The organism is Shewanella sp. S23-S33 (assembly GCF_043359565.1).
Taxonomy (GTDB): Bacteria; Pseudomonadota; Gammaproteobacteria; order Enterobacterales; family Shewanellaceae; genus Shewanella; species Shewanella oncorhynchi.
Genome location: NZ_JBHFFD010000076.1, coordinates 20152 through 45331, shown reverse-complemented (window position 1 = coordinate 45331; position 25180 = coordinate 20152). Strand labels below are relative to the sequence as shown.

24 protein-coding genes are annotated in these 25180 nt (G+C 46.4%); 16 read left to right on the top strand and 8 right to left on the bottom strand.

Features of this window, described 5'->3' with window-relative positions:
• Positions 1 to 117: 117 nt before the first annotated feature.
• Positions 118 to 759 (top strand): orotate phosphoribosyltransferase, encoded by a 642-nt coding sequence (pyrE, locus tag ACHA99_RS21775; protein WP_006079863.1) that lies wholly within the window; start codon positions 118 to 120, stop codon positions 757 to 759.
• Between the two features lie 219 nt (positions 760 to 978).
• Here pyrE and folE read toward each other — a convergent pair whose 3' ends face one another.
• The 4 genes from folE to coaBC all read right to left on the bottom strand — a co-directional run bounded on the left by folE (position 979) and on the right by coaBC (position 4304).
• Positions 979 to 1629 carry a GTP cyclohydrolase I FolE gene (folE, locus tag ACHA99_RS21770; RefSeq protein ID WP_006079864.1) on the bottom strand — a complete coding sequence of 217 codons (651 nt, stop codon included), beginning with the start codon at positions 1627 to 1629 and terminating at the stop codon, positions 979 to 981.
• Positions 1630 to 2000: 371 nt separating this feature from the next.
• Complete coding sequence (gene slmA, locus ACHA99_RS21765; protein ID WP_113941097.1) at positions 2001 to 2594, bottom strand: nucleoid occlusion factor SlmA; 594 nt, start codon at positions 2592 to 2594, stop codon at positions 2001 to 2003.
• A 34-nt stretch (positions 2595 to 2628) separates the two neighbouring features.
• Complete coding sequence (gene dut / locus ACHA99_RS21760) at positions 2629 to 3087, bottom strand: dUTP diphosphatase (RefSeq protein ID WP_105251173.1); 459 nt, start codon at positions 3085 to 3087, stop codon at positions 2629 to 2631.
• Positions 3084 to 4304 (bottom strand): bifunctional phosphopantothenoylcysteine decarboxylase/phosphopantothenate--cysteine ligase CoaBC, encoded by a 1221-nt coding sequence (coaBC, locus tag ACHA99_RS21755; RefSeq protein ID WP_393945006.1) that lies wholly within the window; start codon positions 4302 to 4304, stop codon positions 3084 to 3086. Before coaBC ends, dut begins: the two co-directional genes overlap by 4 nt.
• Before the next feature lie 122 nt (positions 4305 to 4426).
• Between coaBC and radC the strand changes: the two genes are divergently transcribed.
• From radC to ACHA99_RS21730, 5 genes are all read left to right on the top strand, one after another.
• On the top strand, positions 4427 to 5104 hold the full coding sequence (radC, locus tag ACHA99_RS21750) for a DNA repair protein RadC (protein ID WP_113941095.1): 678 nt from the start codon (positions 4427 to 4429) through the stop codon (positions 5102 to 5104).
• 121 nt (positions 5105 to 5225) lie between these two features.
• Positions 5226 to 5462, top strand: coding sequence for a 50S ribosomal protein L28 (rpmB, locus tag ACHA99_RS21745; protein WP_006079870.1), 237 nt, complete (start codon positions 5226 to 5228; stop codon positions 5460 to 5462).
• 6 nt (positions 5463 to 5468) lie between these two features.
• Positions 5469 to 5642: a 50S ribosomal protein L33 gene (rpmG, locus tag ACHA99_RS21740; RefSeq protein WP_006079871.1), complete on the top strand. Its 174-nt coding sequence runs from the start codon at positions 5469 to 5471 to the stop codon at positions 5640 to 5642.
• Between the two features lie 322 nt (positions 5643 to 5964).
• On the top strand, positions 5965 to 7284 hold the full coding sequence (gene argA, locus ACHA99_RS21735) for an amino-acid N-acetyltransferase (protein WP_105251176.1): 1320 nt from the start codon (positions 5965 to 5967) through the stop codon (positions 7282 to 7284).
• Between the two features lie 119 nt (positions 7285 to 7403).
• Positions 7404 to 7922 (top strand): PH domain-containing protein, encoded by a 519-nt coding sequence (locus tag ACHA99_RS21730; protein WP_393944907.1) that lies wholly within the window; start codon positions 7404 to 7406, stop codon positions 7920 to 7922.
• A 47-nt stretch (positions 7923 to 7969) separates the two neighbouring features.
• Here ACHA99_RS21730 and rarD read toward each other — a convergent pair whose 3' ends face one another.
• Both rarD and ACHA99_RS21720 read right to left on the bottom strand, forming a co-directional pair.
• Positions 7970 to 8854 (bottom strand): EamA family transporter RarD, encoded by an 885-nt coding sequence (gene rarD, locus ACHA99_RS21725; RefSeq protein WP_393944905.1) that lies wholly within the window; start codon positions 8852 to 8854, stop codon positions 7970 to 7972.
• A gap of 201 nt (positions 8855 to 9055) precedes the next feature.
• Positions 9056 to 9520 carry a thioesterase family protein gene (locus ACHA99_RS21720; RefSeq protein ID WP_131525639.1) on the bottom strand — a complete coding sequence of 155 codons (465 nt, stop codon included), beginning with the start codon at positions 9518 to 9520 and terminating at the stop codon, positions 9056 to 9058.
• 287 nt (positions 9521 to 9807) lie between these two features.
• Here ACHA99_RS21720 and recQ point away from each other — a divergent pair, with 287 nt between their 5' ends.
• The gene (recQ, locus tag ACHA99_RS21715) at positions 9808 to 11631 is read left to right on the top strand and encodes a DNA helicase RecQ (RefSeq protein ID WP_393944903.1); all 1824 of its coding nucleotides are present in this window, start codon (positions 9808 to 9810) and stop codon (positions 11629 to 11631) included.
• Here the strand turns inward: recQ and ACHA99_RS21710 are convergent.
• Entirely contained in the window at positions 11613 to 13394 is a 1782-nt protein-coding gene (locus tag ACHA99_RS21710; RefSeq protein ID WP_393944901.1) for a diguanylate cyclase domain-containing protein, read from the bottom strand. The two genes, recQ and ACHA99_RS21710, sit on opposite strands and share 19 nt — an antisense overlap.
• A gap of 509 nt (positions 13395 to 13903) precedes the next feature.
• Between ACHA99_RS21710 and leuA the strand changes: the two genes are divergently transcribed.
• The 6 genes from leuA (at position 13904) to glpK (ending at position 22245) form a co-directional block, all read left to right on the top strand.
• Positions 13904 to 15472 (top strand): 2-isopropylmalate synthase, encoded by a 1569-nt coding sequence (gene leuA / locus ACHA99_RS21705; protein WP_113941087.1) that lies wholly within the window; start codon positions 13904 to 13906, stop codon positions 15470 to 15472.
• A 70-nt stretch (positions 15473 to 15542) separates the two neighbouring features.
• Positions 15543 to 16637 carry a 3-isopropylmalate dehydrogenase gene (gene leuB / locus ACHA99_RS21700; RefSeq protein WP_393944898.1) on the top strand — a complete coding sequence of 365 codons (1095 nt, stop codon included), beginning with the start codon at positions 15543 to 15545 and terminating at the stop codon, positions 16635 to 16637.
• Positions 16638 to 16660: 23 nt separating this feature from the next.
• On the top strand, positions 16661 to 18061 hold the full coding sequence (gene leuC / locus ACHA99_RS21695; protein ID WP_393945004.1) for a 3-isopropylmalate dehydratase large subunit: 1401 nt from the start codon (positions 16661 to 16663) through the stop codon (positions 18059 to 18061).
• A gap of 27 nt (positions 18062 to 18088) precedes the next feature.
• Complete coding sequence (leuD, locus tag ACHA99_RS21690; RefSeq protein ID WP_263174357.1) at positions 18089 to 18694, top strand: 3-isopropylmalate dehydratase small subunit; 606 nt, start codon at positions 18089 to 18091, stop codon at positions 18692 to 18694.
• Positions 18695 to 19220: 526 nt separating this feature from the next.
• The gene (locus ACHA99_RS21685; protein ID WP_263164963.1) at positions 19221 to 20570 is read left to right on the top strand and encodes an outer membrane protein transport protein; all 1350 of its coding nucleotides are present in this window, start codon (positions 19221 to 19223) and stop codon (positions 20568 to 20570) included.
• Between the two features lie 190 nt (positions 20571 to 20760).
• On the top strand, positions 20761 to 22245 hold the full coding sequence (glpK, locus tag ACHA99_RS21680) for a glycerol kinase GlpK (RefSeq protein WP_393944896.1): 1485 nt from the start codon (positions 20761 to 20763) through the stop codon (positions 22243 to 22245).
• Between the two features lie 170 nt (positions 22246 to 22415).
• On the opposite strand, the gene ACHA99_RS21675 is transcribed toward glpK, so the two are convergent.
• Positions 22416 to 22751, bottom strand: coding sequence for a hypothetical protein (locus tag ACHA99_RS21675; protein WP_173247350.1), 336 nt, complete (start codon positions 22749 to 22751; stop codon positions 22416 to 22418).
• Between the two features lie 663 nt (positions 22752 to 23414).
• Between ACHA99_RS21675 and mraZ the strand changes: the two genes are divergently transcribed.
• Genes mraZ through ftsL form a run of 3 tightly spaced genes read left to right on the top strand, consistent with a single transcriptional unit; the run spans position 23415 to position 25171 of the window.
• Positions 23415 to 23873 carry a division/cell wall cluster transcriptional repressor MraZ gene (mraZ, locus tag ACHA99_RS21670; RefSeq protein WP_263140611.1) on the top strand — a complete coding sequence of 153 codons (459 nt, stop codon included), beginning with the start codon at positions 23415 to 23417 and terminating at the stop codon, positions 23871 to 23873.
• A gap of 31 nt (positions 23874 to 23904) precedes the next feature.
• Positions 23905 to 24846, top strand: a complete 942-nt coding sequence (rsmH, locus tag ACHA99_RS21665) for a 16S rRNA (cytosine(1402)-N(4))-methyltransferase RsmH (RefSeq protein ID WP_105251189.1) — start codon at positions 23905 to 23907, stop codon at positions 24844 to 24846.
• A 10-nt stretch (positions 24847 to 24856) separates the two neighbouring features.
• Entirely contained in the window at positions 24857 to 25171 is a 315-nt protein-coding gene (gene ftsL, locus ACHA99_RS21660; protein ID WP_263140609.1) for a cell division protein FtsL, read from the top strand.
• Positions 25172 to 25180 lie beyond the last annotated feature (9 nt).

Genomic DNA, 25180 nt, shown 5'->3' with positions numbered 1-25180 from the left:
AACTTTTTATCTGCAGCAAGATGCTAGTGTTAGACAAGCCCTGTACCGAATTAAATGTTGCCTAATAAAACATTACCTAATAAAAACCAATAAAAGACAAAGCCGTAAGGAGATATTGTGAAAGCCTATCAACGTGAGTTTATTGAATTTGCCTTAGAACGTCAGGTGTTGCGATTTGGCGAATTTACCCTTAAATCGGGTCGTATCAGTCCTTATTTCTTCAATGCGGGTTTGTTCAATACTGGCCGTGACTTAGCGCGTTTAGGCCGTTTCTATGCCGCTGCGTTGGTGGATTCTGGCATTGATTACGATTTGCTGTTTGGCCCAGCTTACAAAGGCATTCCGATTGCGACCACTACGGCGGTTGCCCTGTGTGAACACCACGATATCGATATCCCTTACTGCTTTAACCGCAAAGAGAAAAAAGATCACGGCGAAGGTGGCAGCTTAGTCGGAAGCGAGCTGAAAGGCCGCGTTATGTTGGTAGACGACGTGATCACTGCCGGTACGGCAATTCGTGAGTCGATGGAAATCATCGAAGCCCATAAGGCACAATTAGCCGGTGTGTTGATCGCCTTAGATAGACAAGAGAAAGGCAAGGGCGAGTTATCGGCTATTCAAGAGGTTGAGCGTGATTTTGGCTGCGGCATAGTGGCGATCATTAAACTTGCCGACCTCATTAGCTATTTATCAGAAAAGCCTGGAATGGAAGTGCAACTTGCCGCCGTGAGCCAGTACCGCGAGCAATACGGCATTTAAATCGAGTGCTTAGCCGCTGGTATTGATCAAGTAGCGATCACTAACTTTGTGAAATCAGTTAATCAGCCAGCATTGATCTTAGCTAGGTTGAGAAAGGTTTGATTGAGTGGGTATGAAAACAAAAAACGCTGCAATTCTATAGAAGGAATCGCAGCGTTTTTTATTGAGCTGTATTGATTGATTTCGACACGTTTTAAATCACGTTAAGTTTCAATACTTTTATTTAGACTGGTGCAAAAACTCGGCGCGAGTTGCGGGGTTAGATTTGAAAATACCGCCCAGCGCTGTGGTGGTGGTTGAACTGGTGGAGTCCATCACGCCACGGGATTTTACGCAGTAATGCACGGCATCCATTTTAACGGCAACGTCTTTGGTTTCGAGCAAGGTTTGTAGCGCGACTAACACTTGCTGAGTCAAACGCTCTTGCACTTGTGGACGTTGGGCAAAGAAACGCACAATACGGTTAATCTTTGATAAACCAATGATTTTTTTGCGTGGTAGATAAGCTATGGTGGCAGTGCCATCGATCGTCACTAAATGGTGTTCGCAGGTGCTGGTGAGGCTAATGTCTTGCACTCGCACCATTTCATCGAAGCCCATCTTATTGTCGATAACCGTGATCTTAGGGAAGTTCGCATAATCTAAGCCGGAGAAGATTTCATCGACGTACATTTTAGCAATGCGGCGCGGCGTATCGGCAAGGCTATCGTCTGACAGATCCAATGACATTAATGTCAGGATTTCTTTCATATGATGTTCAATCTTGTCTTTACGTTCTTCACTGCTGTAAACGCTTGGGAGCATTGGGGTTTCAAGTCCACGTTCTAATAACGCGGCTTGTACTTTTACTGCTGCTTCACTTAATGCCATCTTATCCTCCACTACGTCGTAGCGGCTATAACAGAAAACCTATGCTGATCATCGCGTGGTACTTGGGCTGTTCAGCATCAGATACAAATTATTGTTATTCTCGCTAGGGCAAGAATAGGGGGAGGAGGATAGCGCGAATTGCAGACAATTCATACCGAAAAACGCGCATAGGCCACATGAAAAAGCCGATAGTCCTTATCGGATATCGGCTTTAAATTTGCCACTGCCAATCGAGTTTAGCCTAGCAGTGTCGGCAAGTTTGAGTCAATTCTAAAGTTTCAGATTGGTTTTTAGGAAACTGAGCATTCTTGCAAGAACGGAAATACTCAACATAAAGGACGATAGTTACCGTCCTTTATGTTGAAAAATCATTAGCTTTGTAAAAGTTGGTGCTGGATAAAACGCCACTGTTCATCGAAGTGTGTCGTCGGTTTGAGTTTGAATTCACTTCGTACAAATTGGGCGATGCGGCCTTCGGCAAAGGCTAACAGTAAATTGGCTAATATGGCTTCGTCTAAGTTGAAGCCTTTACCTTCTCGCAGGGTTTTTTCCCGTAAAATTTGCTTTAACTGGGTTTCAATTTTGGCAAATAAGTTACCAATACGACTTCGCAGGCGTTCATTTTCACCGAGTAGAGCATCACCGTTGAGAACGCGGGAAATTCCTGGGTTACGCTCGGCAAAGATCAGCAGCAGTTGCAGTACCAACTGGCAGCGCTTCATGGTGTCTTTTTCGTCATCCATGATTAAATTGATGCGCGACAATAACGACTCTTCGATAAATTCGATTAGGCCTTCGAACATCCGCGCTTTACTCGGGAAGTGGCGATACAGGGCGGCTTCCGATACACCGACTTCTGAGGCCAGTTTCGCTGTGGTGATCCTTTGTCCTGGGTTGGTTTCTAGCATCTGCGCTAGACATTGCAGAATGTGTTCACGACGATTAATTTTTGGGCTTACAGCCATTGCAGTATCCTTGGCTCAATAACGACTTAGGGGATTATTTAGTGCCTGAATGGCCAAATCCGCCTTCACCACGGTCTGAGCTGTCGAACTCATCAACGAGTTTGAATTGTGCTTGTACCACAGGAACAAACACCAGTTGCGCGAGACGATCGCCCATTTCTAAGGTGAATGGACTGTCACCACGATTCCAACAAGATACCATTAAGGGGCCTTGGTAATCTGAATCTATGAGTCCGACTAGATTCCCCAGTACGATACCGTGTTTATGGCCCAGGCCTGAGCGCGGTAAAATCACCGCTGCAAGTCCTGGGTCGGCCACATGAATGGCAATCCCCGTGGGAATGAGCACTGTTTCACCCGGTGCTATGGTTAAAGCCGTGTCTATCATGGCGCGAAGATCCATGCCTGCACTGCCTGCGGTGGCGTAAGCGGGCAAGGGAAATTCTGAGCCGATACGGGAGTCGAGAATTTTTAATTCAATCGGTGTTTTCATGTATTTGTTTTTTCTTTCACTATCAACGAAAGTAATTGCCGTGCCAACGTGAGTTTGTCAGTAGCAGGCAAATCTTGACTGCCGTGCGGCCAGAAAACACGCAGGGCATTAGCATCGGCATTAAAGCCTAGGCCAGCAATGGAAACGTCGTTTGCGGCGATCATGTTCAAGTTTTTACGTTTGAGCTTATCGCGCGCATAGGCTTCTACATCATGGGTTTCGGCGGCAAATCCCACCACAAAAGGACGGTTAGGTAAGCTCGCAACCGTGGCTAAGATATCAGGATTCCTCACTAGCGCAAGTTGCATTTCTTCGGTCGATTTTTTGATCTTACAGGTAGCAATATCGCTAATGCGGTAGTCTGCAACGGCGGCGCAGCCAATAAAAATATCTTTTTTATCAACGTTATCCATAACAGCATCGAGCATATTTTGCGCCGATTCAACATCAATACGTGTCACGCCTTCTGGGGTGCTGAGATTTACGGGGCCTGAGACTAAGGTGACTGCTGCACCCATATCTGCCGCGGCTTTAGCCAGTGCAAAGCCCATTTTTCCAGAACTGTGATTTGAAATGTATCTGACGGGATCAATTGCTTCACGGGTTGGTCCGGCGGTGATCAGCACCGACTGGCCTGCAAGAGGCAGCGCAGAGACTTCTTTTGTTGCAAAAAAATCACTGGCTAGCTCGGCAATTTCTAGCGGTTCGAGCATGCGTCCTGGACCCACTTCACCACAGGCCTGACTGCCACTGGCGGGTCCCCAAAGTGTAAAACCACGTGATGCGAGGCTAGTTAAATTCGCTTGCGTCGCCACATTGCGATACATCTGCTGATTCATTGCGGGGCACAGGGCAATTGGCGCCTCAGTGGCAAGACACGTGGTGGTGATTAGCTCATCGGCCATGCCTGCATTAATCCGCGCCAATAGGTTTGCGGTTGCAGGGGCTATGATGACGAGATCTGCCCAACGAGCAAGTTCTATATGGCCCATGGCTGCTTCTGCTGCGGGGTCGAGCAGGCTAGATGCCACTGGATGTCCAGACAACGCTTGCAGCGTCAGAGGCGTGATAAATTCCATCGCACTTTGGCTCATCACCACGCGCACATCAAAACCACGCTCTTTCAAGCGACGTACTAAATCAGCACTTTTATAGGCCGCAATACCGCCGCCAATGCCCAGCAGGACGTTTTTATTTGTCAGACTCACAGACATCATCCGAGATAGAAATAATGCCGGCAACAATATCACAAAGTAGTGAATTTTAGTGACTATCCCAGTTCAAAAAATCTCGTCCATACTCAGTAAAGTGAAAATATGTGAGATGACAGGGAGGTCATATGGGGATTAAAGATTGGCCTGAGGGCGAAGGTCCCAGAGATAAACTGTTACAAAAAGGAGCTGCGCATCTCTCCGATGCTGAATTACTGGCAGTATTGCTGCGTAACGGTTTAGCCGGATTAAACGCGGTTGACCTTGCTAGGTCGCTTATTTGCGAGTTTGGCGGCCTCAGAAACCTGCTCTGTGCCCCAAGAAATCAGGTGTGTCGACTTCCGGGCGTAGGACCTGTAAAATACGCCCAGCTTCAAGCTGCGGCCGAATTAGCGCGGCGTGTAGCGCAGGAAAATCTGCAAAGAGGTCAGGTTTTGACAAATCCCGATTTAACTCGGGACTATTTAATGCGACAATTGGCCGATCGCTCCTATGAAGTGTTCGCAGTTTTACTGCTGGATAGCCAGCATAGAGTGATTCAATTTGTCGAATTATTCCGCGGCACAATAGACTCAGCCTCAGTGTATCCACGTGAAGTGGTGAGCTTAGTGCTGGAGAAAAAGGCCGCAGCAGTTATAGTTTGTCATAATCATCCGTCTGGTATTGCCGAGCCCAGTCAGGCTGACCGACGAATAACTGAGCGATTAAAAAATGCGTTAGCAACCATAGACGTATCCTTGTTGGACCATATGGTTGTAGGTGATCGAGAGATAGTTTCTTTTGCAGAACGAGGCTGGATTAATTAATCTAACACTTGATCTTCACTCTGTGATCGTGTATAAAATGCGCCCTCTTTGTGCCTCGGGCGACGGCCATACGAGGCACATTAATGCTCGAGCGTTAAAATTGTTTTTGGAGAAGATTGACATGTCAAGAGTATGCCAAGTTACTGGCAAGAAGCCGATGGTTGGTAACAACCGTTCGCACGCAAAAAACGCGACCCGTCGTCGTTTTTTACCTAACCTACAAAACCACCGTTTTTGGTTAGAAGAAGAAAAGCGTTTCGTACAGTTACGTGTATCTACTAAAGGTATTCGTCTGATCGACAAAAAAGGTATCGAAGTTGTTGTTGCTGAACTTCGTGCTCGTGGCGAGAAGGTATAATAGATCATGGCTAAAGCTAAAGGTAATCGTGAGAAGATCAAATTAGTTTCTACAGCTAAGACTGGTCACTTCTACACAACTGAAAAAAACAAGCGTAACATGCCTGAAAAAATGGAAATCAAAAAATTTGATCCAGTTATTCGTCAGCACGTTATCTACAAAGAAGCCAAAATCAAGTAATCCTTGGTTAGTGTTTCGAGAAAAGCCCCTTATTTAAGGGGCTTTTTTTTGCATTTTTTTAGTGGCTAGTCATCAAGTTGAGATAATTGCCTCGCAAACTGATGCCGCTGAATCATCCCCTGTGAAGTTAAAAAAGTGTGAACACTTACTGAAAATATAAAATAGTGCAGTTCTAAGCACTTTAAATCATCAAATCTGCACTTTAGTGAGAATAAATTCTTTATATGTGAATTAAAATGCAATACCATACGCGAAAGTTAGCGATTCATTCCTGGTGTGTCATAGTGACGCTGCCAGCTCAAAAATGAGGTGTAAATAACGCGTGCGTACCACTGAACTGGTTGATGGATTTCGTCATTCTGCCCCCTATGTTAATGCCCACAGAGGTAAAACTTTTGTGGTCATGCTGGGTGGTGAAGCTTTGGCTCAAAATCAATTCCGCGCCATCTTAAATGATGTCGCCCTGCTGCACAGTTTAGGGATCAAAGTGGTGTTGGTATATGGCGCTAGGCCGCAGATTGATGCTGCATTAGCCGCCAACGGTATTGCGCCTGCCTACCACGACGGTGTGCGTATCACGGATGAAGATTCGCTCAAAGTGATTAAGCAAGTTGCGGGTGCACTGCAATTTGATATCACAGCGCGTTTATCCATGAGTTTAAGTAATACGCCGATGCAAGGTGCGCAAATTAACTTAGTGAGCGGCAACTTTGTGATTGCTCAACCACTGGGTGTGGATAATGGTGTGGACTTTTGTCTGAGTGGCAAAGTGCGTCGTATTGATGTGCAAGGCTTAAAACGTCAGTTAGATAATCACTGCATCGTATTGATGGGGCCGATTGCGGCTTCGGTTACTGGTGAAAGCTTTAATCTCACCGCCGAGGAAATCGCGACTCAAGTGGCAATTAAGCTCAAAGCCGACAAGATGATCGGCTTTAGCTCACAGAACGGTATTCTCGATCGTAATGGCGATGTGATTGCCGAGTTGATGCCAAATGATGCGCAAAACATCATGAACAAGCTGGCCGAGCAAGGGTCTGCTTGTGTTGGCACTATGGCGTTTCTCAAAGCCAGTATCGATGCTTGCCGCAATGGCGTACCGCGTTGTCATTTAGTTAGCTACCTCGAAGATGGCGCCTTGTTGCAGGAACTGTTTTCTCGCGAAGGGATAGGCACGCAAATCGTGACTGAGAGTGCCGAGCGTTTACGCTGTGCGTCGATCGCTGATATTGGCGGTGTACTGAACCTTATCCGTCCATTGGAGGAGCAAGGCATTCTGGTGCGTCGTAGCCGTGAGCAGCTTGAGATCGAAATCGAACAGTTCATGTTGATTGAACGCGATGGTTTAGTGATTGGTTGTGCTGCGCTCTATCCTTTTGAAGAGGACAATGCGGGTGAGTTTGCTTGTTTGGTGGTGCATCCTGATTATCGCGATGCCGATAGAGGGAGCTTACTGCTGAAGAACATTATCAATCAGGCCAGAAACCGTGGTTATTCACGATTGTTTGCATTGACAACTCGGAGCATTCACTGGTTCTTAGAGCATGGTTTTGTGATTGAAGATGTTGAAGCACTGCCGCAGAAGAAGAAGCAGTTGTATAACTATCAACGCCGCTCCAAAATTCTCGCGCTCGATCTTTAAGCCGTTCTAAATCAATCCAATCAATGCCAGCCTAGTACTCATATTAGCGCTGGCATTTTTATTGACATAATATGTCTTTATTGGCAGATTAAGACTTCACTGCACGGGAGATACTGCCAATGAGTCCTCAATTTTTTGAACTTGCCCCTTTAACCCAAACCTCTATCTTCAGCTTTATCGTCTTATTGCTCGGTTTAGCGGGTATCTTGCTGATGTTATGGCTAAAAAATATGCCTAAGATAGCGAAGTCGGCGAGTTTAGGTATATTACTGGTGATGATGGGCGGATTTTCTTGGGTCTTCTATCAATCGAATAGCGCCGAATTAGTGTTAACCGATACAGAGCTCACAGTGGATGTTCCCTTCTATAAAGTGCAGTTATCCCGCGCGGATTTATTGCCCGCCGAGGCACGCATAGTCGATTTGCAACAAGAGGCAGATTTAACGCCGAGCTTTAAAACCAACGGCATAGGCATGCCGGGCTTTCAATTGGGCTGGTTTAATCTACAGAGAAAAGGCAAGGCATTTTTGGCGATAACAGATAAATCGCAGTTAGTGTTAGTGCCAACGACTAAAGGCTACAGTTTATTACTGACAGTATCGCAAGGGAGTGAGTTTTTAGCACAGTTACAAAAGTAATCATCATATGTCATCACTTCTGCAACTGTGTATCGGCGTGATAATGCTTACGCCGTCTTGCGTTTATAGGCCATATCTAAGGTAAAGACGAGTAGCGCGCTCCAGATAAAGCCGAAGGTCACGCCTTTTTCGGCATCGAAGGGCTCATTGAACAGACTCACCGCGAGGATGAACATAATACTCGGGCCAATATATTGGAAAAAGCCGAGCATAGACAATGGAATACGTACTGCTGCCCCTGCAAAACACAGCAAAGGAATGGTAGTCACTATCCCAGCCGCCATTAACATCAGATTCAATTGCCAATCGTTAGTCAGCATGCTCGCCGTGGCAGTGTCTAAGGTTGCGACGAGATAAATCAGCGCTACCGGTAATAACACTGCGGTTTCGACCAATAATCCGGCCTTAGTATCCACATTGACCTTTTTTCGCAGCAGCGCATAGAAACCAAAGGTGCCCGCGAGTGCCAGTGAGACGATGGGAATTGAGCCAAAAGAGATTAACTGGATCAATACGCCAGCGCTGGCGAGTGAAACCGCAAACCATTGCAGTTTACGCAATCTTTCGCCTAGAAATAACATACCGAGTAAGACGTTGAGTAAAGGATTGATGAAGTAACCTAGGCTGGCATCGAGCATGTGATCGTTATTTACCGCCCAGATAAATAGTAGCCAGTTTCCCGCGATCAATATGGAAGTAATGGTGAGAACCATCAGCTGTTTAGGCTGTTTAAACAGTAAGCGTAAGCGTGAGAACCCGCCGATAAACTGCATAATCATCAGCATAAACACGAATGACCAAATCACCCGATGGAGCAAAATTTCGGTGGCGGAAACATGGTTGAGTAATTTGAAATATAAAGGCGCAAAACCCCACATACAGTAAGCACTGACGGCAAGTAGGATCCCTTTGCGGTATTCAAGATCTGGCATGAGACATCTTCGAAGAACAACAAGGTGGCGATTGTAGGTGTGTCTGACCGCTGACTCAAGGGCATCGCCGCGTTCTTTTGGTTACAGAATATCTCGATAAGAGATTGAATGGCCGATTAGAGCCAGTAAACATCTTGCTAATCAAGATGTTCACTGGCTTTGATCTTTAATACGGTAAATGAGTTATCTGCGGTGAAGCGGCTAGCCCACCATATAAGTCCCTGTTCCAAAAGCGATATGCGTGCCTTGCTCATTATGTAGTTCCATGCGGCATACTGAAACTCTATTACCCGCACGAATGACGCTGCCCGTGCCCGTAAAGGTGAGGCCGCGTCCCGGCCGCAGATAATCGACGCGCATATCAATCGTCCCTAAAGTTTGGAGGCGTTGTTGTAATTCTTCAATCGTCCAATCTTCACGGCTTGCGACCAGTCCTGCAAATGCGGTAAGTCCGCCGACCACATCTAGTACTGTAGCTGTGACACCGCCGTGGAGGATCTGTTGATGGATATTGCCAATAAGTTCTGGTTTCATATTGATGACCACTTCGACACCGTCGACATCGTAGCGTTTAATATCGAGCCCGAGCAGATTATGAAAAGGGACATGTTGATCAAAGACTTCTGCCACTCGGCTTAATATCTCGGCTTGGATTGGGTTTGTCATGGTTTCTCATCCTTGTCACTGAGTGACGGTATTAGGCGTAATTGGATTTGTTATCAACACTTAGATTAACAAAGTGCGGCTTAGAGCAATTAATCTACAGTGAAGCGTGCGCAGAATGCAACTTAAGCCAGATTGAAGATAAATTGGCTATGGGCATTATGGTTAGTTGAGGGAGGGCGATCTTAGTCGATGACATTTATCCAGAATGGGTTTACGACAAGATGGCGCAAGACAGGAGCGGTTCAGTCCTTTAGAATAGGCCCCCTCACTTTTGACATAGAAGATCCATGGAAAAGCTCGTACTCGACACGCATGATGATCCGCTCTCGCAACGCCTCGCACAGGTGTTTGGTTACCGTGACTTTAGGGACGGTCAGCGGGAGGTGATAGAACGTGTCTGCGGCGGGCAAGATTGCTTAGTGATCATGCCAACGGGCGGCGGTAAGAGTCTGTGTTATCAGTTACCCGCCTTGATGATGAATGGCATCACTATTGTTGTCTCCCCATTGATTTCTTTGATGAAAGATCAAGTCGATAGCTTGTTGCAAACCGGTGTTGCTGCGGCTTATCTGAATTCTTCTTTGCCACGCGAGCAGAGTGCCGAAGTATTAAGGCAGCTACGCCACGGTGAGTTAAAACTGCTTTATGTGTCACCTGAGCGCTTATTAACCGCTGATTTTATTGAGCGTATGCAGTCTCTCCAGCTGGCGATGTTTGCCATCGATGAGGCGCATTGTATCAGTCAGTGGGGTCATGATTTTCGCCCTGAATATGCGGCGCTCGGCCAGTTAAAGCAACTCTTCCCCTATGTGCCCATGATGGCGCTGACCGCAACAGCAGATCAGGCGACTCGACAGAGTATTTGTGAGCGGCTCGGTATTGACCCGTTCCGTTTACTTTCAAGTTTCGATCGGCCCAATATTCGCTATACAGTCGCCGAAAAGCTTAATGCAGCTAATCAGTTACGACATTTTTTAACGCAGCAGAATGGCACTAACGGCATTATTTATTGCAGCAGTCGCCGTCGTGTCGATGAAGTGGCTGACCGTTTATGCCTGCAAGGTTTTAATGCCAAGGCCTATCATGCGGGAATGACGCAGGAAGACCGTGGTGCAGTACAGGATAGTTTCCTTAAAGATCAAATTGATATTGTGGTTGCCACTGTGGCTTTTGGTATGGGGATTAATAAGTCGAATGTGCGCTTTGTAGTGCATTACGATATCCCGAAAAGTATCGAAGCCTATTATCAGGAAACGGGCCGAGCAGGACGTGATGGGCTCGATGCAGAAGCTTTTATGTTGTTCGATCCCGCCGATATTGGTCGGGTGCGACATTTGATTGAACAGTCCGAGCCAGGACCGCAGCAACAGGTCGAATTCCACAAACTTAATACTATGGCCGCCTTTGCCGAGGCACAGACCTGTCGCCGCCAAGTGTTGCTGCATTACTTTGATGAGAGCGCCCTAGAGCCCTGTGGCAACTGCGACATTTGCCTCGACCCGCCTAAGCGTTATAACGGCACCGAAGATGCACAGAAGGTGTTGTCATGTATTTTCCGTTTAGGCCAGCGTTTTGGTATCAATCATTTAATTGAAGTGATGCGCGGTTCGAAAGGCGCGCCGATAGTCGATCGAGGGCATGACAAACTCACGACTTGGGGGATTGGTAAAGACAAGAGCCATGAATATTGGCTGAGTGTGATCCGCCAACTCATTCATTTGGGACTGGCGAGTCAAGATGTGACTCGTGGCTCCTCTATTACCTTAAACCCATCGGCACGGCCTGTGCTCAAAGGGGAAGTGGCGCTAATGCTTGCTGAACCGCGTATTCAGTTAACAACCACAAAACGTAAGGCGAGTCAGTCTAAAGCACCGTTGAATTATGACCGTAAGTTGTTCGCACGGTTGAAGTTATTGCGTAGAACCATTGCCGAGCAGCAGGATGTGCCGCCGTATTTAGTCTTTAACGACGCTACCCTTGCAGAAATGGCAGCCATGATGCCAACGAGCGCGGGGGAAATGCTCGCCGTCAACGGGGTTGGCGAGCGTAAACTGAGTCGTTTCGGTGACGCTTTTCTCGATGAAATTACGGCTTATTTAGCGGGAGAATAATGGTTTGGATTATTCTCATTGATTTTAACCTTGCCCAATTGATTGATACTGGCTCGTTTGATTAAAGACTCTAACGTATCAAACTGTTGCATTGCCGCTATACCAATATTGACCTTACTTGAACCCTGCCAAGGCTGAATGCAAGCAACCAACTGACTAACGACTCTTTTAGCACCAGTTGCCGAGGTATGCGGCAGGATAATGACAATTTCATCCATCGAATATCGGATTAACTTATCTTGCTCCCGTAGTCTGTGTTGTAGCTCATCCTGTAAGAGAGGTAGGTCAACTTGACGGATCTGACTCGCATTAAACAATAATAAAGACAGTGGGTAATTACCTTGTTTGGCACTGTTTAATGCTGATGTGACTTGTTGGAGCAGCGTTTCCGCAGGTTCATTACCTTCAATATGTGGGGCACGATTATTCTGTTTATCAATCAAATACCAAATAGCTCCGCCCAATAATGCCATTGCGATTAAGAACAGTGTGCTATAGGCCCAATCGACATTTAGCTCTTGTAAGATTGAATCTTTTTCTGGTGCAGTGCTATTTGGCTCCTGCTGCAGATCTTGTTGATTTAGACGGGCCTTAAACTGCAATATCCGAGCATTATTCATTGCTTGATTGGTGAGCTCGGCCGCTCGATAGCGTTTGAGTAAGAAAGAATAGGCTTGTTTAAAATCCCCTTTTTCTAAGTAGTGATCGCTCATGATCCCGTAGAATCCTTTGAGATCTGAGTATTGCTTTAGGTTTTCAGCTTGCTCAATAGCGTGATTCATGAGGATTAAAGCGGCATCTTCTTGATGCTGAGCAAAACGAATTTGGGCGAGTAGGCGAGTTGAACGCATTGTAGCTAGTTGTTGATTTTGTTTTTTAAACGTATTAATCGCGATAGAAAGATATTCTTCGGCATTATCGATGCGGCCTTTATCGAGCGCGATTGAGGCTAAAATGGCATAACTGTATGCGAGTTCAAGTGGCGAACCTAGCTCAGGCAAAAGCGCTTTAGCTTGTTTTTCGAGTTTATCACTGTAATCAAACTCTTGATTATCAAGCGCTATCCGAGCTGCATTGCGTAAAATAAAGTGTAAAACCTTGCCCTTGGCATCCGAGCTTTGTAACGCTAGATTGGTGTAATACATGGCTTGGGGGAAATCATGGGTGGCATAAAGTAAATTTCCCATCGCGGCATACACATAGGCTTGTGGTGGCCAAATCCAATTTTGGGTTTGAGTATGAATATCCGGATAAATATCAATCGCGAGGCGTAAATCTTCGATAGCTGAGGAGAAGTTGTCTGTATTGGTATCGAGTTGGCCACGTAAGCGTAAGGCATCGACTAAGGCTTGTGGTTGCTGGTAACGTCGCGCTAGGTTAATGGCTGAATCAAGCAAAGGTAAGGCATTTTGAATATTGTTATAGCTAAGGTTGGCGTCGGCTTGGCAAATCAAAAAATAAGGTCGTACTTGATCTAGCTTAAGTTGTTTAGCGTTTGCTTCGCCTAATTGAGCGACGTTGATAGCGGCTTCATTTTCACCTATTTGTAGTAGGTTTTGGCATTTCAATACACTTAATCTGAGTCGATTGATATCTGAGCTTGCACTGGTCGCAAATTGTTTTTCTAACGCTGTTATTTGAGTGAGTGCTTTACTGGGATACTGGTAGACGAGTTCAGTGAGTTCATCTAATTGGTCTATAGCACTGGCCCCAAAGGGAAACAGCCATAACAACAGGCTCAGTACCAAGACGCGAAAATCCATTTTGTGCTCCATATAAAATGCGTAAGTTCTAATATCCCTAATCACTAAGGCGGGATTATAACTTTTCTTAATCGTTTTTTGCATAAAAAACTATTTTTTTCTAAGGGGAATAAGTTAACACATCCCAGTGATTTCTGAATCCAAACAGCCGGTTAATTCTGTGGAATCGATCACTAATTTGGGGATGAAACTCACCGTTATTAGCCTTAAGACAGGTTGAATGAGTGGAACATGAAAAAATTAGGGTTGACACTATCGGCTAGGCAAGTTAAATATTAACCGTCCTCAATAATTTAAACAGAATAAATATACAGATTAAATGAATATTATTAGCCGCAAACTCGACCTCCTCCTTCTCTCTCTCGCGGTTTATACGCGGAGGTCTTAGTGTTGCACGCTCGATAAAGAGGCAAAGCATTCACAAACCCCGCACCGATGTTGCGGGGTTTTTTGTATCTGAATACGGCAAAAATTAACTAACGAACGGTGACGTTCCATGGAGAAGCGAGATGTCTAACAGAGTCATAATATTTGATACTACCTTGCGTGATGGTGAGCAGGCGTTAGCCGCAAGTTTGTCGGTCAAAGAAAAATTACAGATCGCTATGGCGCTGGAACGTCTCGGTGTGGATGTGATGGAAGTGGGTTTTCCGGTTTCTTCACCCGGTGATTTTGAGTCAGTGCAGACCATAGCGCGTACCATCAAAAATAGCCGTGTTTGTGCCTTATCCCGTGCATTGGAAAAGGACATAGATGCAGCGGCGCAGGCCTTGTCTGTCGCAGATCAATTCCGTATCCATACCTTTATCTCGACCTCAACGATTCACGTTGAGAGCAAGTTGAAGCGTTCTTTCGATCAAGTGTTAGAGATGGCCGTAGGCGCAGTGAAGTATGCCCGCCGTTTTACTGATGACGTGGAGTTTTCCTGTGAGGATGCGGGGCGTACGCCCATCGATAATCTATGTCGTATGGTAGAAGCCGCTATTCGTGCGGGCGCGCGCACCATTAATATTCCCGATACGGTCGGTTACACAGTGCCCAGCGAGTTTGGCAATATCATTCAAACTTTGTTTAATCGGGTGCCGAATATCGACCAAGCGGTGATCTCAGTGCATTGCCACGATGACTTAGGTTTGTCTGTGGCTAACTCGATTACCGCTGTACAGCACGGTGCGCGTCAAATTGAATGTACGATCAATGGCATAGGTGAGCGTGCGGGTAACTGTTCACTGGAAGAGATCGCTATGATTTTAGCGACGCGTAAGGGCATGTTAGGGCTAGAAACGGGCATTAATGCCAAGGAAATTCATCGTACTTCTAATTTAGTCAGCCAGTTATGCAATATGCCAGTGCAGGCGAACAAGGCGATTGTCGGTGCCAATGCCTTTACCCATTCGTCGGGCATCCATCAGGATGGCATGTTAAAAGCACAAAATACCTATGAAATCATGACGCCAGAAAGCATAGGTTTGAATCGCAACAACTTGAATATGACCTCGCGCTCGGGTCGCCATGTGATCAAGCATCGCATGGAAGAAATGGGCTATAGCGAGCACGATTACAATATGGATACTCTGTATGAAGAGTTTCTAAAATTGGCAGATAAAAAAGGCCAAGTATTTGATTATGATTTAGAAGCCTTAGCCTTTATGGAAGCGCAGGCCGAAGAAGACAATCACTATCAATTGCAGCAATTAGTGGTGCAGTCTGACTCAACTGAAGGCGTTGCTACGGCGACTGTGCGTATCGAAGTGGGCGGCGAAATTAAAACCGAAGCCGCAACGGGTAATGGTCCTGTTGATGCTGCCTATAACGCGATTGCTCGCGCAACCGATCGTCGAATCGATATCATCAGCTACAAGCTAGGCGCTAAAGGCGTAGGTCAAAATGCCTTAGGCCAAGTGGATATTACCGCGGTTTACCACGAGCAAAACTTTCACGGCGTAGGTTTGGCAACCGATGTGGTTGAAGCCTCGGCACGCGCTTTAGTGCATGTGATGAACTTAACGTGCCGCGCAGATAAGGTTGCCGATTACAAACAAAGCATGCAAAAAAATCGAGAGCTAGGCGGCGTCTAGTCGCTAAAAGCATCCAAAGAATAGCAAGGTCGAGCATAGAGCATTCACATTTAAAGGAGTTGGCTGGCGTATGAGTTATCAAATAGCAGTATTAGCAGGGGATGGGATCGGTCCTGAAGTGATGGCAGAGGCGCGTAAAGTGCTGCGTGAGGTTGAAGCACGTTTCGATTTGAGTATCGAATACACTGAATTCGATGTTGGCGGTATTGCCATTGATAACCACGGTTGTCCCTTACCCGATGCCACGCTAAAGGGCTGTGAAGCGGCCGATGCGATCCTATTTGGCTCAGTAGGCGGCCCTAAGTGGGAAAAGTTACCGCCAAATGAGCAACCTGAGCGCGGTGCACTACTGCCCTTGCGTGGTCACTTCGAACTGTTTTGTAATCTGCGCCCAGCTAAATTGCATGATGGCTTAGAACATATGTCACCGCTGCGTAGCGATATATCTGCCCGTGGATTTGATGTTTTATGTGTACGCGAGTTAACTGGCGGCATTTATTTTGGTAAGCCAAAGGGTCGTCAAGGTGAAGGCGAAAATGAAGAAGCCTTCGATACCATGCGTTATAGCCGCCGCGAAATTAGCCGTATCGCCCGCATCGCCTTTGAAGCCGCCCGTGGTCGCCGTAAAAAAGTGACCTCAGTGGATAAAGCCAATGTGCTCGCCTGTTCAGTGTTATGGCGCCAAGTGGTTGAAGAAGTCGCGGTAGATTTCCCCGATGTCGAGCTTGAACACATTTATATCGATAATGCGACCATGCAGTTGCTACGTCGTCCCGATGAGTTCGATGTGATGCTATGTTCTAACCTGTTCGGCGACATTTTATCCGACGAAATCGCCATGTTAACGGGCTCTATGGGCTTGTTGTCATCGGCGAGCATGAACAGCACTGGCTTTGGTTTATTTGAACCAGCGGGTGGTAGTGCGCCAGATATCGCGGGCAAAGGCATTGCAAACCCTATCGCCCAAATTCAGTCGGCGGCATTAATGCTGCGCCACAGCTTAAAGCAAGAAGAAGCCGCCTGTGCGATTGAACGCGCCGTAAGCAAAGCATTAAATTCTGGCTACTTAACTGGTGAGCTATTGAGCAGCGACAAGCGTAGCCAAGCTAAATCAACCGCCGAGATGGGTGACTTTATCGCCAATGCTATAAAGGAAGGTGTGTAATGACGACTGTGCCAAAAAACGCAGTGGCAAAAACGCTGTATCAAAAAGTATGGGATGCCCACGTTGTAGCGACTCCTGAAGGTGAAGCGCCGATCATTTATGTCGACAGACATTTAGTCCATGAAGTGACTTCTCCCCAAGCATTCAGTGGCTTAAAAGTAGCAGGCCGCAAACTGCGAGCACCGGAAAAAACCTTTGCCACTATGGATCACAACACTTCGACCCGTAGCGCCAGCTTGGATGCCCTAAGCCCAATGGCGCGCGCACAGGTTGAAACCTTAGCGCAAAACTGTAAAGACTTTGGCGTGCGTTTATACGATATTCATCATCCTAATCAAGGGATTGTGCATGTGATGGGGCCAGAGTTGGGTATTACCTTGCCCGGCACTGTGATTGTCTGTGGTGATTCCCATACCGCGACCCATGGCGCCTTTGGCGCATTGGCATTTGGCATTGGCACATCGGAAGTTGAGCACGTTTTAGCAACGCAAACCCTGCGTCAGTTAAAAGCTAAGACCATGAAGATTGAAGTGCGTGGTCATGTTAGCGATGGCGTGACCGCCAAAGATATCGTACTCGCCATTATCGGCAAAATCGGCATGGATGGCGGCACGGGTTATGTGGTGGAGTTCTGCGGTGAGGCGATTGAAGCCCTGTCGATGGAAGGTCGCATGACAGTGTGCAATATGGCGATTGAAATGGGCGCTAAGGCTGGCATGGTCGCGCCGGATCAAACCACTTTCGATTATTTAGCAGGCCGTGAATTTGCACCTAAGGGAGAAGATTGGACTGAGGCAGTCGCTTACTGGAAAGCCATTAAAACCGATGACGGCGCCGTATTTGATGCTGTCGTTGAATTAGATGCCGCTGATATCGCACCGCAATTGACTTGGGGCACTAACCCCGGCCAAGTCGTAGCGATCGATGGCAAAGTGCCTAATCCTCTTGATGAAGCCAACCCAAGCACCCGTGCCAGTATGGAGAAGGCTTTAGAATACATTGGCCTGAGTGCGGGTACGCCTATGACAGATATCAACATCAACAAGGTATTTATCGGCTCTTGCACTAACTCACGGATTGAAGATTTACGCAGCGCCGCCGTACATGCCAAAGGTCGTAAAGTGGCGAGTGGCGTCACCGCGATTGTTGTACCAGGTTCTGGTCAAGTGAAAGCCCAAGCCGAAGCCGAAGGCTTAGATAAAATATTTATCGAAGCCGGGTTTGAGTGGCGTTTACCGGGTTGTTCCATGTGTTTAGCGATGAATGATGACAGATTAGAAGCGGGTGATCGCTGCGCTTCGACCAGTAATCGTAATTTCGAAGGTCGCCAAGGCCGTGGTAGTCGTACCCATTTGGTGAGCCCGGCGATGGCCGCCGCCGCTGCGGTGGCTGGGCATTTTGTCGATATTCGTAAACCTTACTAATTACCGTAAACCCAAGAGGAGAAGTTAATGCAACCTTTTACGACCCATACCGGGCTTGCGGTCATGATCGACAGCACCAATATCGATACGGATCAGATCATTCCGAAACAGTTTTTGTCTAAGGTGACGCGCGATGGTTTTGGCGTGCACTTATTTCATGACTGGCGTTATTTAGATGATGCGGGCGATGTGCCTAATCCTGAGTTTTCATTGAACCAGCCTCGTTATAAAGGCGCTTCAATTCTTTTGTCGCAGGAAAACTTTGGTTGTGGTTCAAGCCGCGAACATGCGCCTTGGGCGCTGGCGGACTTTGGTTTGCGCGCCATTATAGCGCCGAGTTTTGCCGATATTTTTTACGGCAACTCAATCAATAATGGCCTATTGCCTGTGGCGTTAACCCATGCGCAGGTGCGTCAGTTGATGGACGAAGTGGCGGCAGAAGAAGGCGCGCAAATCACGGTTGATCTCACAAGCTGTAAAGTGATTGCACCGTCAGGTGCTGAGTTTAGTTTTACGCTGGCAGAGTCGGCGAGACATAAGTTACTCAATGGGTTAGATGCTATTGGGCTGACCTTGTCCCATGCTGCGCAAATCAGTCAGTACGAAACTCAAATCCAAAGTTGGCGCCGCTAAACTTTCAGCGCACATTTGTACTCGTGTTGAGTCTATATTTATGCGCCTAGGTTAATACCTAGGCGTTTTTGTTTTAAATCTCAAAACACTCTTAATTTAATTAATTGTATTTTAAAGCATAAATTTTTATTGTCGTTTTGATACTAGAAAATTTTATTCTCTGCAGTGATTTATGCTGTATTTGTCGAGTTTAAATGATTTACAGGTGTTCCAAAGTTTTAATTTTTTATATTGTTGTTTAATATGGATATTTGTTTAATTCTTAATTTAAATATCACGACTGTTGTGAATGATTTTTGAGTGTTTAAAGGTGGTTTTTTGTTTTAATGGTGATGTATGTCACTAAATCTGTTTTAAAGTCTCATTTCTTCAGAGTTTCTGTCTGTTTTATCTCCTTTGGTTGCAAACATCTTCTGCATAAGTAAACTGCTGCGCATTCAATATGGAGTGTTTGCTCTATTTTGCCTGAACGCCGCAGTACTCATCTAAGTAGTACAGATAACAATAATATGATTAGAGAATAACAATGCAAAAACGTCTTCTGACTTTGGCTGTCACTGCAGCCTTGTTAAGTTCAACGACTCAACTCCATGCCGCGGGTTTTCAACTTGCGGAATACTCTGCTACAGGTTTAGGTCGCGCCTTTGCGGGTGAAGCCGCTATGGCGGATAACGCTTCGGCTCAAGGTCGAAATCCTGCAATGCTGACTTATTTAGAAGGACGTCAGTTGTCCGCGGGTGGCATTTACGTTATGCCAAACGTCGATGTGACTGGTGATGTCAGCCTTAGCTCACCGTTAATTGGTCCAAATCCTGTTGTTATGAAAGGTGGCGATGCACTGGATGTGGCCGATGACGCACTTGTGCCAAATTTTTATTATTCAAATCAGCTAAATGATCAATGGACTTGGGGCCTAGCGGTAAACTCTAATTATGGTCTAGCCACTGAATTACCCGCTACTCACGCAGCGGCTATTTTTGGTAATAAGACTTCGGTTACGACCGTTGAATTTAATCCAAACATCGCTTATCGCATCAATGATGCTGTCAGCGTAGGTGCTGGTGTACGGATCGTTTATGGTGAAGGCGAAATTGGTGCCTCATTACCAGGTTGGGTTGATGGTATCAAACCTGCTCTGCCGGCTCCTGTGCAGGCTATGTTACCTCCAGGTGGCACTGAGCTGAAAAGCATGAAGGGTGATGATGTGGGTTATGGCTGGCAGTTAGGTGCAAGCTGGCAAATTAATCCGGCTCACCGCTTGGGTTTTGCTTATCACAGCGGCGTGCAACTGGACTTGGATGGTCATGCGTCAGGAGTGCTGTACACTGGCGGCCAAGATGTGTCCATTGAAGGTTATTTACCGCTTGAATTGCCCGCCTTTGCAGAGATAGCTTCCCATCACCAATTGACCGATAACTGGGCCATGCATGCGAGCGTGAACTGGACCGATTGGAGCGTATTCGATCAACTAGTGGCTTATTTCCCTGGTGAAGTTAAGCCTAAGGGCGGCTTGGAGTCTGATTTAGTTAAAGAAGAGCACTTCGAAGATAACTGGCGCTTCGCGCTAGGGACTACTTATCAAGTGAATAACGACTGGTTAGTGCGTGCCGGTGTTGCTTTAGATAAAACGGCGGCAAATGACGAGTGGCGCACAACCACAATTCCAGACTCTGACCGTCTGTGGTTCTCTGTGGGTGCAGGTTATCAGGCAACTAAGAACCTGAACGTTGATTTTGCTGTGACTTATATTAAAGCGACTGGCGATGCGCCAATCAACGAACAGCAAAACCTATTGAACCTCGCGACTGTTAACTTTAACGGTGAAGCAAGCGGCGATGTATGGCTTGCGGGTATCCAAATGAGCTACAAGATGTAAGTTCAGTATGTTAAAAAAAGCCCTGAATCTTCAGGGCTTTTTTATGGCTATAGCATGGTGGCGTTATCTTGTTTTACGGCTTGCTTGCTGGTCACGGCGGTAAATTCCGAATATATTCACTGCATAAGTCGGTGGATCATGTTAATTCTCGCCAGCATAAAAAGGCGGAGAGTTCAGATAGGATAGTAGCGTGCAGAAAAAATACGTGGTGGCCTTAGATCAAGGTACGACCAGCTCAAGGGCGATAGTGTTCGATCACGACGCAAACATTGTCAGCGTGTCCCAGCGGGAATTTACCCAGTTGTACCCTAATCCGGGTTGGGTCGAGCATGATCCCATGGAGATTTGGGCAAGCCAAAGTTCAGTGTTAATTGAAGTATTGGCGCGTGCGGGTATTCACAGCGATGAAGTGGCCGCCATTGGCATTACCAATCAGCGGGAAACCACTGTTATATGGGAGAAGGCCACAGGTAAACCTATTTATAACGCGATAGTGTGGCAGTGCCGTCGCAGCGCTGAGATTTGTGAGCAACTCAAAGCTCAAGGGTTAGAAGAATATGTGCGTGAGAATACCGGTTTATTACTCGACCCTTATTTTTCAGGCACTAAGATCAAATGGATTCTAGATAATGTGCCCAATGCCCGTGAGCAAGCCAAGCGTGGCGAGTTGTTGTTCGGCACTATCGATACTTGGCTCGTGTGGAAGTTAACCGAGGGCAAGGTGCATGTCACCGATCCCACCAATGCTGCCCGTACTTTGCTATTCAATATCCATAGTCTGACTTGGGATAATAAGTTACTCGAAGCCTTAGATATTCCCTTGTCTATGTTGCCTGACGTTAAACCTTCCTGCAGCGTGTATGGTACGACACGGATTGCTGGCGAAGGCAGTGAAATCCAAGTTGCAGGAATGGCGGGCGATCAACAGGCTGCGCTTTTTGGTCAGTTATGTGTCGAGCCCGGCATGGCGAAGAATACCTACGGTACTGGTTGTTTTTTGTTGATGAATACAGGGACAAAAGCGGTGCGCTCAAACCATGGCTTATTGACTACAGTTGCCGTGGGGCCTAAGGGTGAAGTGAACTATGCCCTTGAAGGTTCAGTCTTTATGGGCGGCGCGACCATTCAATGGCTGCGAGATGAACTGGGGCTTATTCGTGATGCCAGTGATACCGAGTATTTTGCCTCTAAGGTCGCCGATACTAATGGCGTGTATCTGGTGCCCGCTTTTGTGGGACTCGGTGCGCCCTATTGGGATCCCAATGCCCGTGGTGCGCTATTTGGGCTGACGCGCGGGGCGAATCGTAATCATATTATTCGGGCAGCGTTGGAATCTATCGCTTACCAGAGTAAAGATTTACTTGATGCCATGACTAAAGACAGTGGCGTCAGCCTTAAGCGTTTAAAGGTGGATGGCGGCGCGGTCGCTAATGATTTTTTGATGCAATTTCAAGCCGACATTACCGATGTCGAAGTGTTAAGGCCAAGCGTTTGTGAGACAACCGCTTTAGGTGCGGCATTTTTAGCTGGGTTGGCAGTGGGCTTTTGGGAGAGTGTGATAGAGCTTGAGCACAAAGCCTGCATTGATAAGCATTTTATCCCTAATATCGATGCCCAGACTCGAGTACAGCTATACGAAGGTTGGCAGGACGCGGTGGCCAGAACTCGAACTTAAACAATACGCCTTGAGGCGGCATTGGTTTGAGATAAAACTTAATTTGAGGTATCGCATGATTCGAAATCTGGCCTGATTTCAGACATGCTCGATAGTGCTGCTAAAAGAGGCTAATAAAAAGGCGCTAATCCAATGGGATTGCGCCTTTTCCGTTTTATATCAGTACGGATTTATACTTCTACATCAATGATATGTTGGCTCGGTGGCTTCTTGATTTCTGCGGAATCATCGGTCACTTCAAGTACGACACCTTCTTTTAGTTTTAGCGTTTCGGTTTCATCCGATGCACGGCGTTTCTTATTTTTATTGTTATCTGATTCTTTGCGTCTTTCCCTAACTTTAGTATCGTGGCTTTCTAACGCTGGAGGTAACTGCGACTGCGGTGTTTCATGGCTATCGGGGGCATTTGCGCTTGCACTGCTGACTTGGTCAACAACCCGTTTAGGGTGAAACACGGCTTTTACTGGCTGTGCCAGCATGGCATAAATGCTATCCAATCCACTCATAACGCCTCCTTGTTATTACACCTCTTAATATGATATCGGCTGAAGTAGGTCAATATTTAGACTATACGCCGTTTAACTTGTTAAGGCGAATAAGGCGAGCCATTAGGTAGCTAGTGCGGGTATAAGGTGAATGTATAGGGAGAAAGTGGTTCTTTTTGTGGATTTTACGTGGGATTTTTGATCTTTCTCGCAATCGCGACATTAATATTCAGCCATTAGTAAAAAGATGAACGTCTTTATTTGGAATAAAAATTTAGATTTTTATGCTGATTTCAACTCTTTTTTGACTGTCGAATAAGGATGGACGTAAGTTTGTTTTGTTGCGTTTTTGAGTTTGACGTTATTTCTCGACCCGTAAAATCCCACAAATACAGAAATAATTCCCCATTTTTTTCATCGCAAGCACCTGAAAGCAAAAGGTTGCTGAATATATCGGCGCTATTTATTCCTGTTGTTTCCTCTGTTTAGTCAATCTCTAATGGTTTTTCTTGTCAAAAGTTTGTCGCGAGGTTAAGTGCTCAACATGCGGCTAACCCGCTTGCCGACTGGATTTATAAAAGGATCCCATCCCTTGACAATGCTTGTCGACTGTCCCTAAACTTAGCAGTTGTGGGAAATAGTGGATATTTGTGGATCAAAAATCAAAGGATAGGATGAATTAGCGTGTTTCGTGGAGCCAGTGCTATCAACTTAGATACAAAGGGACGGATCGCTATTCCAGTGCGATACCGCGAACCTTTGCAGCTTGAGCACCAAGGCCGCATCGTGATTACCGTCGATATCCAATCCTCCTGTTTACTCTTGTATCCCATTCACGAATGGGAATTGATCGAAGCTAAGTTGTTGAAGCTTTCAGATACCGATAAAACCCAGAGATCTTTAAAACGCCTGTTACTCGGCTACGCCCACGAAGTGGAGCTCGACAGTAATGGGCGCATATTACTGCCGCCACCGTTAAGGCAATATGCCAATTTAGATAAGCGCATCATGCTGGTGGGGCAATTGAATAAATTTGAGCTGTGGGATGAGCAATCTTGGCTGCAGCAAATTGATGAATGTCAGGAAACGATTCGAAGTGAGGATCTCGTTAATAATGAGCGCCTCGCGGATTTTTCACTTTAACGAGTCGTGATAACTAAATAAGAAGAGAGTAATGAGTCAAGAATTTGCCCATTTATCCGTACTGCTAGCAGAAACGGTTGGCGGTTTAAACATCAAAGACGATGGCATCTATATCGATGGCACGTTCGGCCGCGGTGGTCATTCAAGACAAGTATTACAACAACTCGGTGAACATGGTCGATTGATCGCCATCGACCGCGATCCTCAAGCGATTGAAGCGGCCAAACAATTTGCTGACGATCCACGCTTTCAAATCGTGCATGGTGGCTTTGGTCAATTAGCCGATTATGTCGAAGAGCTTGGGCTTGTGGGCAAAATTGATGGCGTATTACTCGATTTAGGTGTGTCTTCACCCCAGCTAGACGATGCTGAACGCGGTTTTAGTTTTTTGCGCGATGGTCCACTCGATATGCGTATGGATAACAGCCAAGGCCAAACGGCTGCGCAATGGTTGGCTCGTGCCGAAATTGAAGATATGGCTTGGGTATTTAAAACTTACGGTGAAGAGAAAAATGCTCGCCATATTGCCCGTTGTATTGCTGCCGATCGTGAGAAAACGCCGTTTTTACGTACTAAAGATTTAGCCGATTTAATTGCGCGTATCACTAAAAATAAAGAACGCAATAAACACCCTGCGACTCGGGTGTTTCAAGCGATCCGCATTTATATCAATAGTGAATTAGATCAAATTGATCAGGCTCTTGAAGGAGCCGTCAATGTGCTCGCTCCCCAAGGACGCTTGTCGGTCATCAGTTTTCATTCTTTAGAAGATCGTATCGTGAAGCGTTTTATTCGTCGTCATAGCCAAGGCGAAAGTGTACCGCACGGTTTTCCGGTTACTGAAGATCAAATTAACAAGTCGCGTAAGTTACGTGCCGTGGGCAAGGCGATTATGCCATCCGACGAAGAAATCGAACGCAATGCCAGAGCTCGCAGCTCAGTGTTACGCATTGCCGAGCGTTTAGATTACTAAGGGGCGCACTGTGAGTAAGCCCTCGATTAATCTGCCACGGATCGTTTTACATGATTTATGGCTGCACAAATGGATCTTGTTATTAGCCTTGCTTGTGCTGAGTAATGCGGTTGCCGTGGTTTATAGCAGCCATGTTAGCCGTCAACTGACAACCCAGTGGGACCAGTTACTGCAGGAGCGAGATAGATTAGATATTGAGTGGCGCAATTTATTATTAGAAGAGCAATCGCAGACTGAGCACAGTCGTATTACGCGTATTGCCTCTAAGGAACTCAACATGAGTCGTCCGTTACCCAGCGAAGAAGTTGTGGTAAAGGTGCCGTGAGTATAGGGA

Bases quoted from the DNA above. Each gene is read 5' to 3' on its own strand.
- folE (WP_006079864.1), bottom strand. From the start codon at position 1,629: ATGGCATTAAGTGAAGCAGCAGTAAAAGTACAAGCCGCGTTATTAGAA.
- slmA (WP_113941097.1), bottom strand. From the start codon at position 2,594: ATGGCTGTAAGCCCAAAAATTAATCGTCGTGAACACATTCTGCAATGT.
- dut (WP_105251173.1), bottom strand. From the start codon at position 3,087: ATGAAAACACCGATTGAATTAAAAATTCTCGACTCCCGTATCGGCTCA.
- coaBC (WP_393945006.1), bottom strand. From the start codon at position 4,304: ATGATGTCTGTGAGTCTGACAAATAAAAACGTCCTGCTGGGCATTGGC.
- radC (WP_113941095.1), top strand. From the start codon at position 4,427: ATGGGGATTAAAGATTGGCCTGAGGGCGAAGGTCCCAGAGATAAACTG.
- rpmB (WP_006079870.1), top strand. From the start codon at position 5,226: ATGTCAAGAGTATGCCAAGTTACTGGCAAGAAGCCGATGGTTGGTAAC.
- rpmG (WP_006079871.1), top strand. From the start codon at position 5,469: ATGGCTAAAGCTAAAGGTAATCGTGAGAAGATCAAATTAGTTTCTACA.
- ACHA99_RS21730 (WP_393944907.1), top strand. From the start codon at position 7,404: ATGAGTCCTCAATTTTTTGAACTTGCCCCTTTAACCCAAACCTCTATC.
- rarD (WP_393944905.1), bottom strand. From the start codon at position 8,854: ATGCCAGATCTTGAATACCGCAAAGGGATCCTACTTGCCGTCAGTGCT.
- ACHA99_RS21720 (WP_131525639.1), bottom strand. From the start codon at position 9,520: ATGACAAACCCAATCCAAGCCGAGATATTAAGCCGAGTGGCAGAAGTC.
- recQ (WP_393944903.1), top strand. From the start codon at position 9,808: ATGGAAAAGCTCGTACTCGACACGCATGATGATCCGCTCTCGCAACGC.
- ACHA99_RS21710 (WP_393944901.1), bottom strand. From the start codon at position 13,394: ATGGATTTTCGCGTCTTGGTACTGAGCCTGTTGTTATGGCTGTTTCCC.
- leuA (WP_113941087.1), top strand. From the start codon at position 13,904: ATGTCTAACAGAGTCATAATATTTGATACTACCTTGCGTGATGGTGAG.
- leuB (WP_393944898.1), top strand. From the start codon at position 15,543: ATGAGTTATCAAATAGCAGTATTAGCAGGGGATGGGATCGGTCCTGAA.
- leuD (WP_263174357.1), top strand. From the start codon at position 18,089: ATGCAACCTTTTACGACCCATACCGGGCTTGCGGTCATGATCGACAGC.
- ACHA99_RS21685 (WP_263164963.1), top strand. From the start codon at position 19,221: ATGCAAAAACGTCTTCTGACTTTGGCTGTCACTGCAGCCTTGTTAAGT.
- ACHA99_RS21675 (WP_173247350.1), bottom strand. From the start codon at position 22,751: ATGAGTGGATTGGATAGCATTTATGCCATGCTGGCACAGCCAGTAAAA.
- rsmH (WP_105251189.1), top strand. From the start codon at position 23,905: ATGAGTCAAGAATTTGCCCATTTATCCGTACTGCTAGCAGAAACGGTT.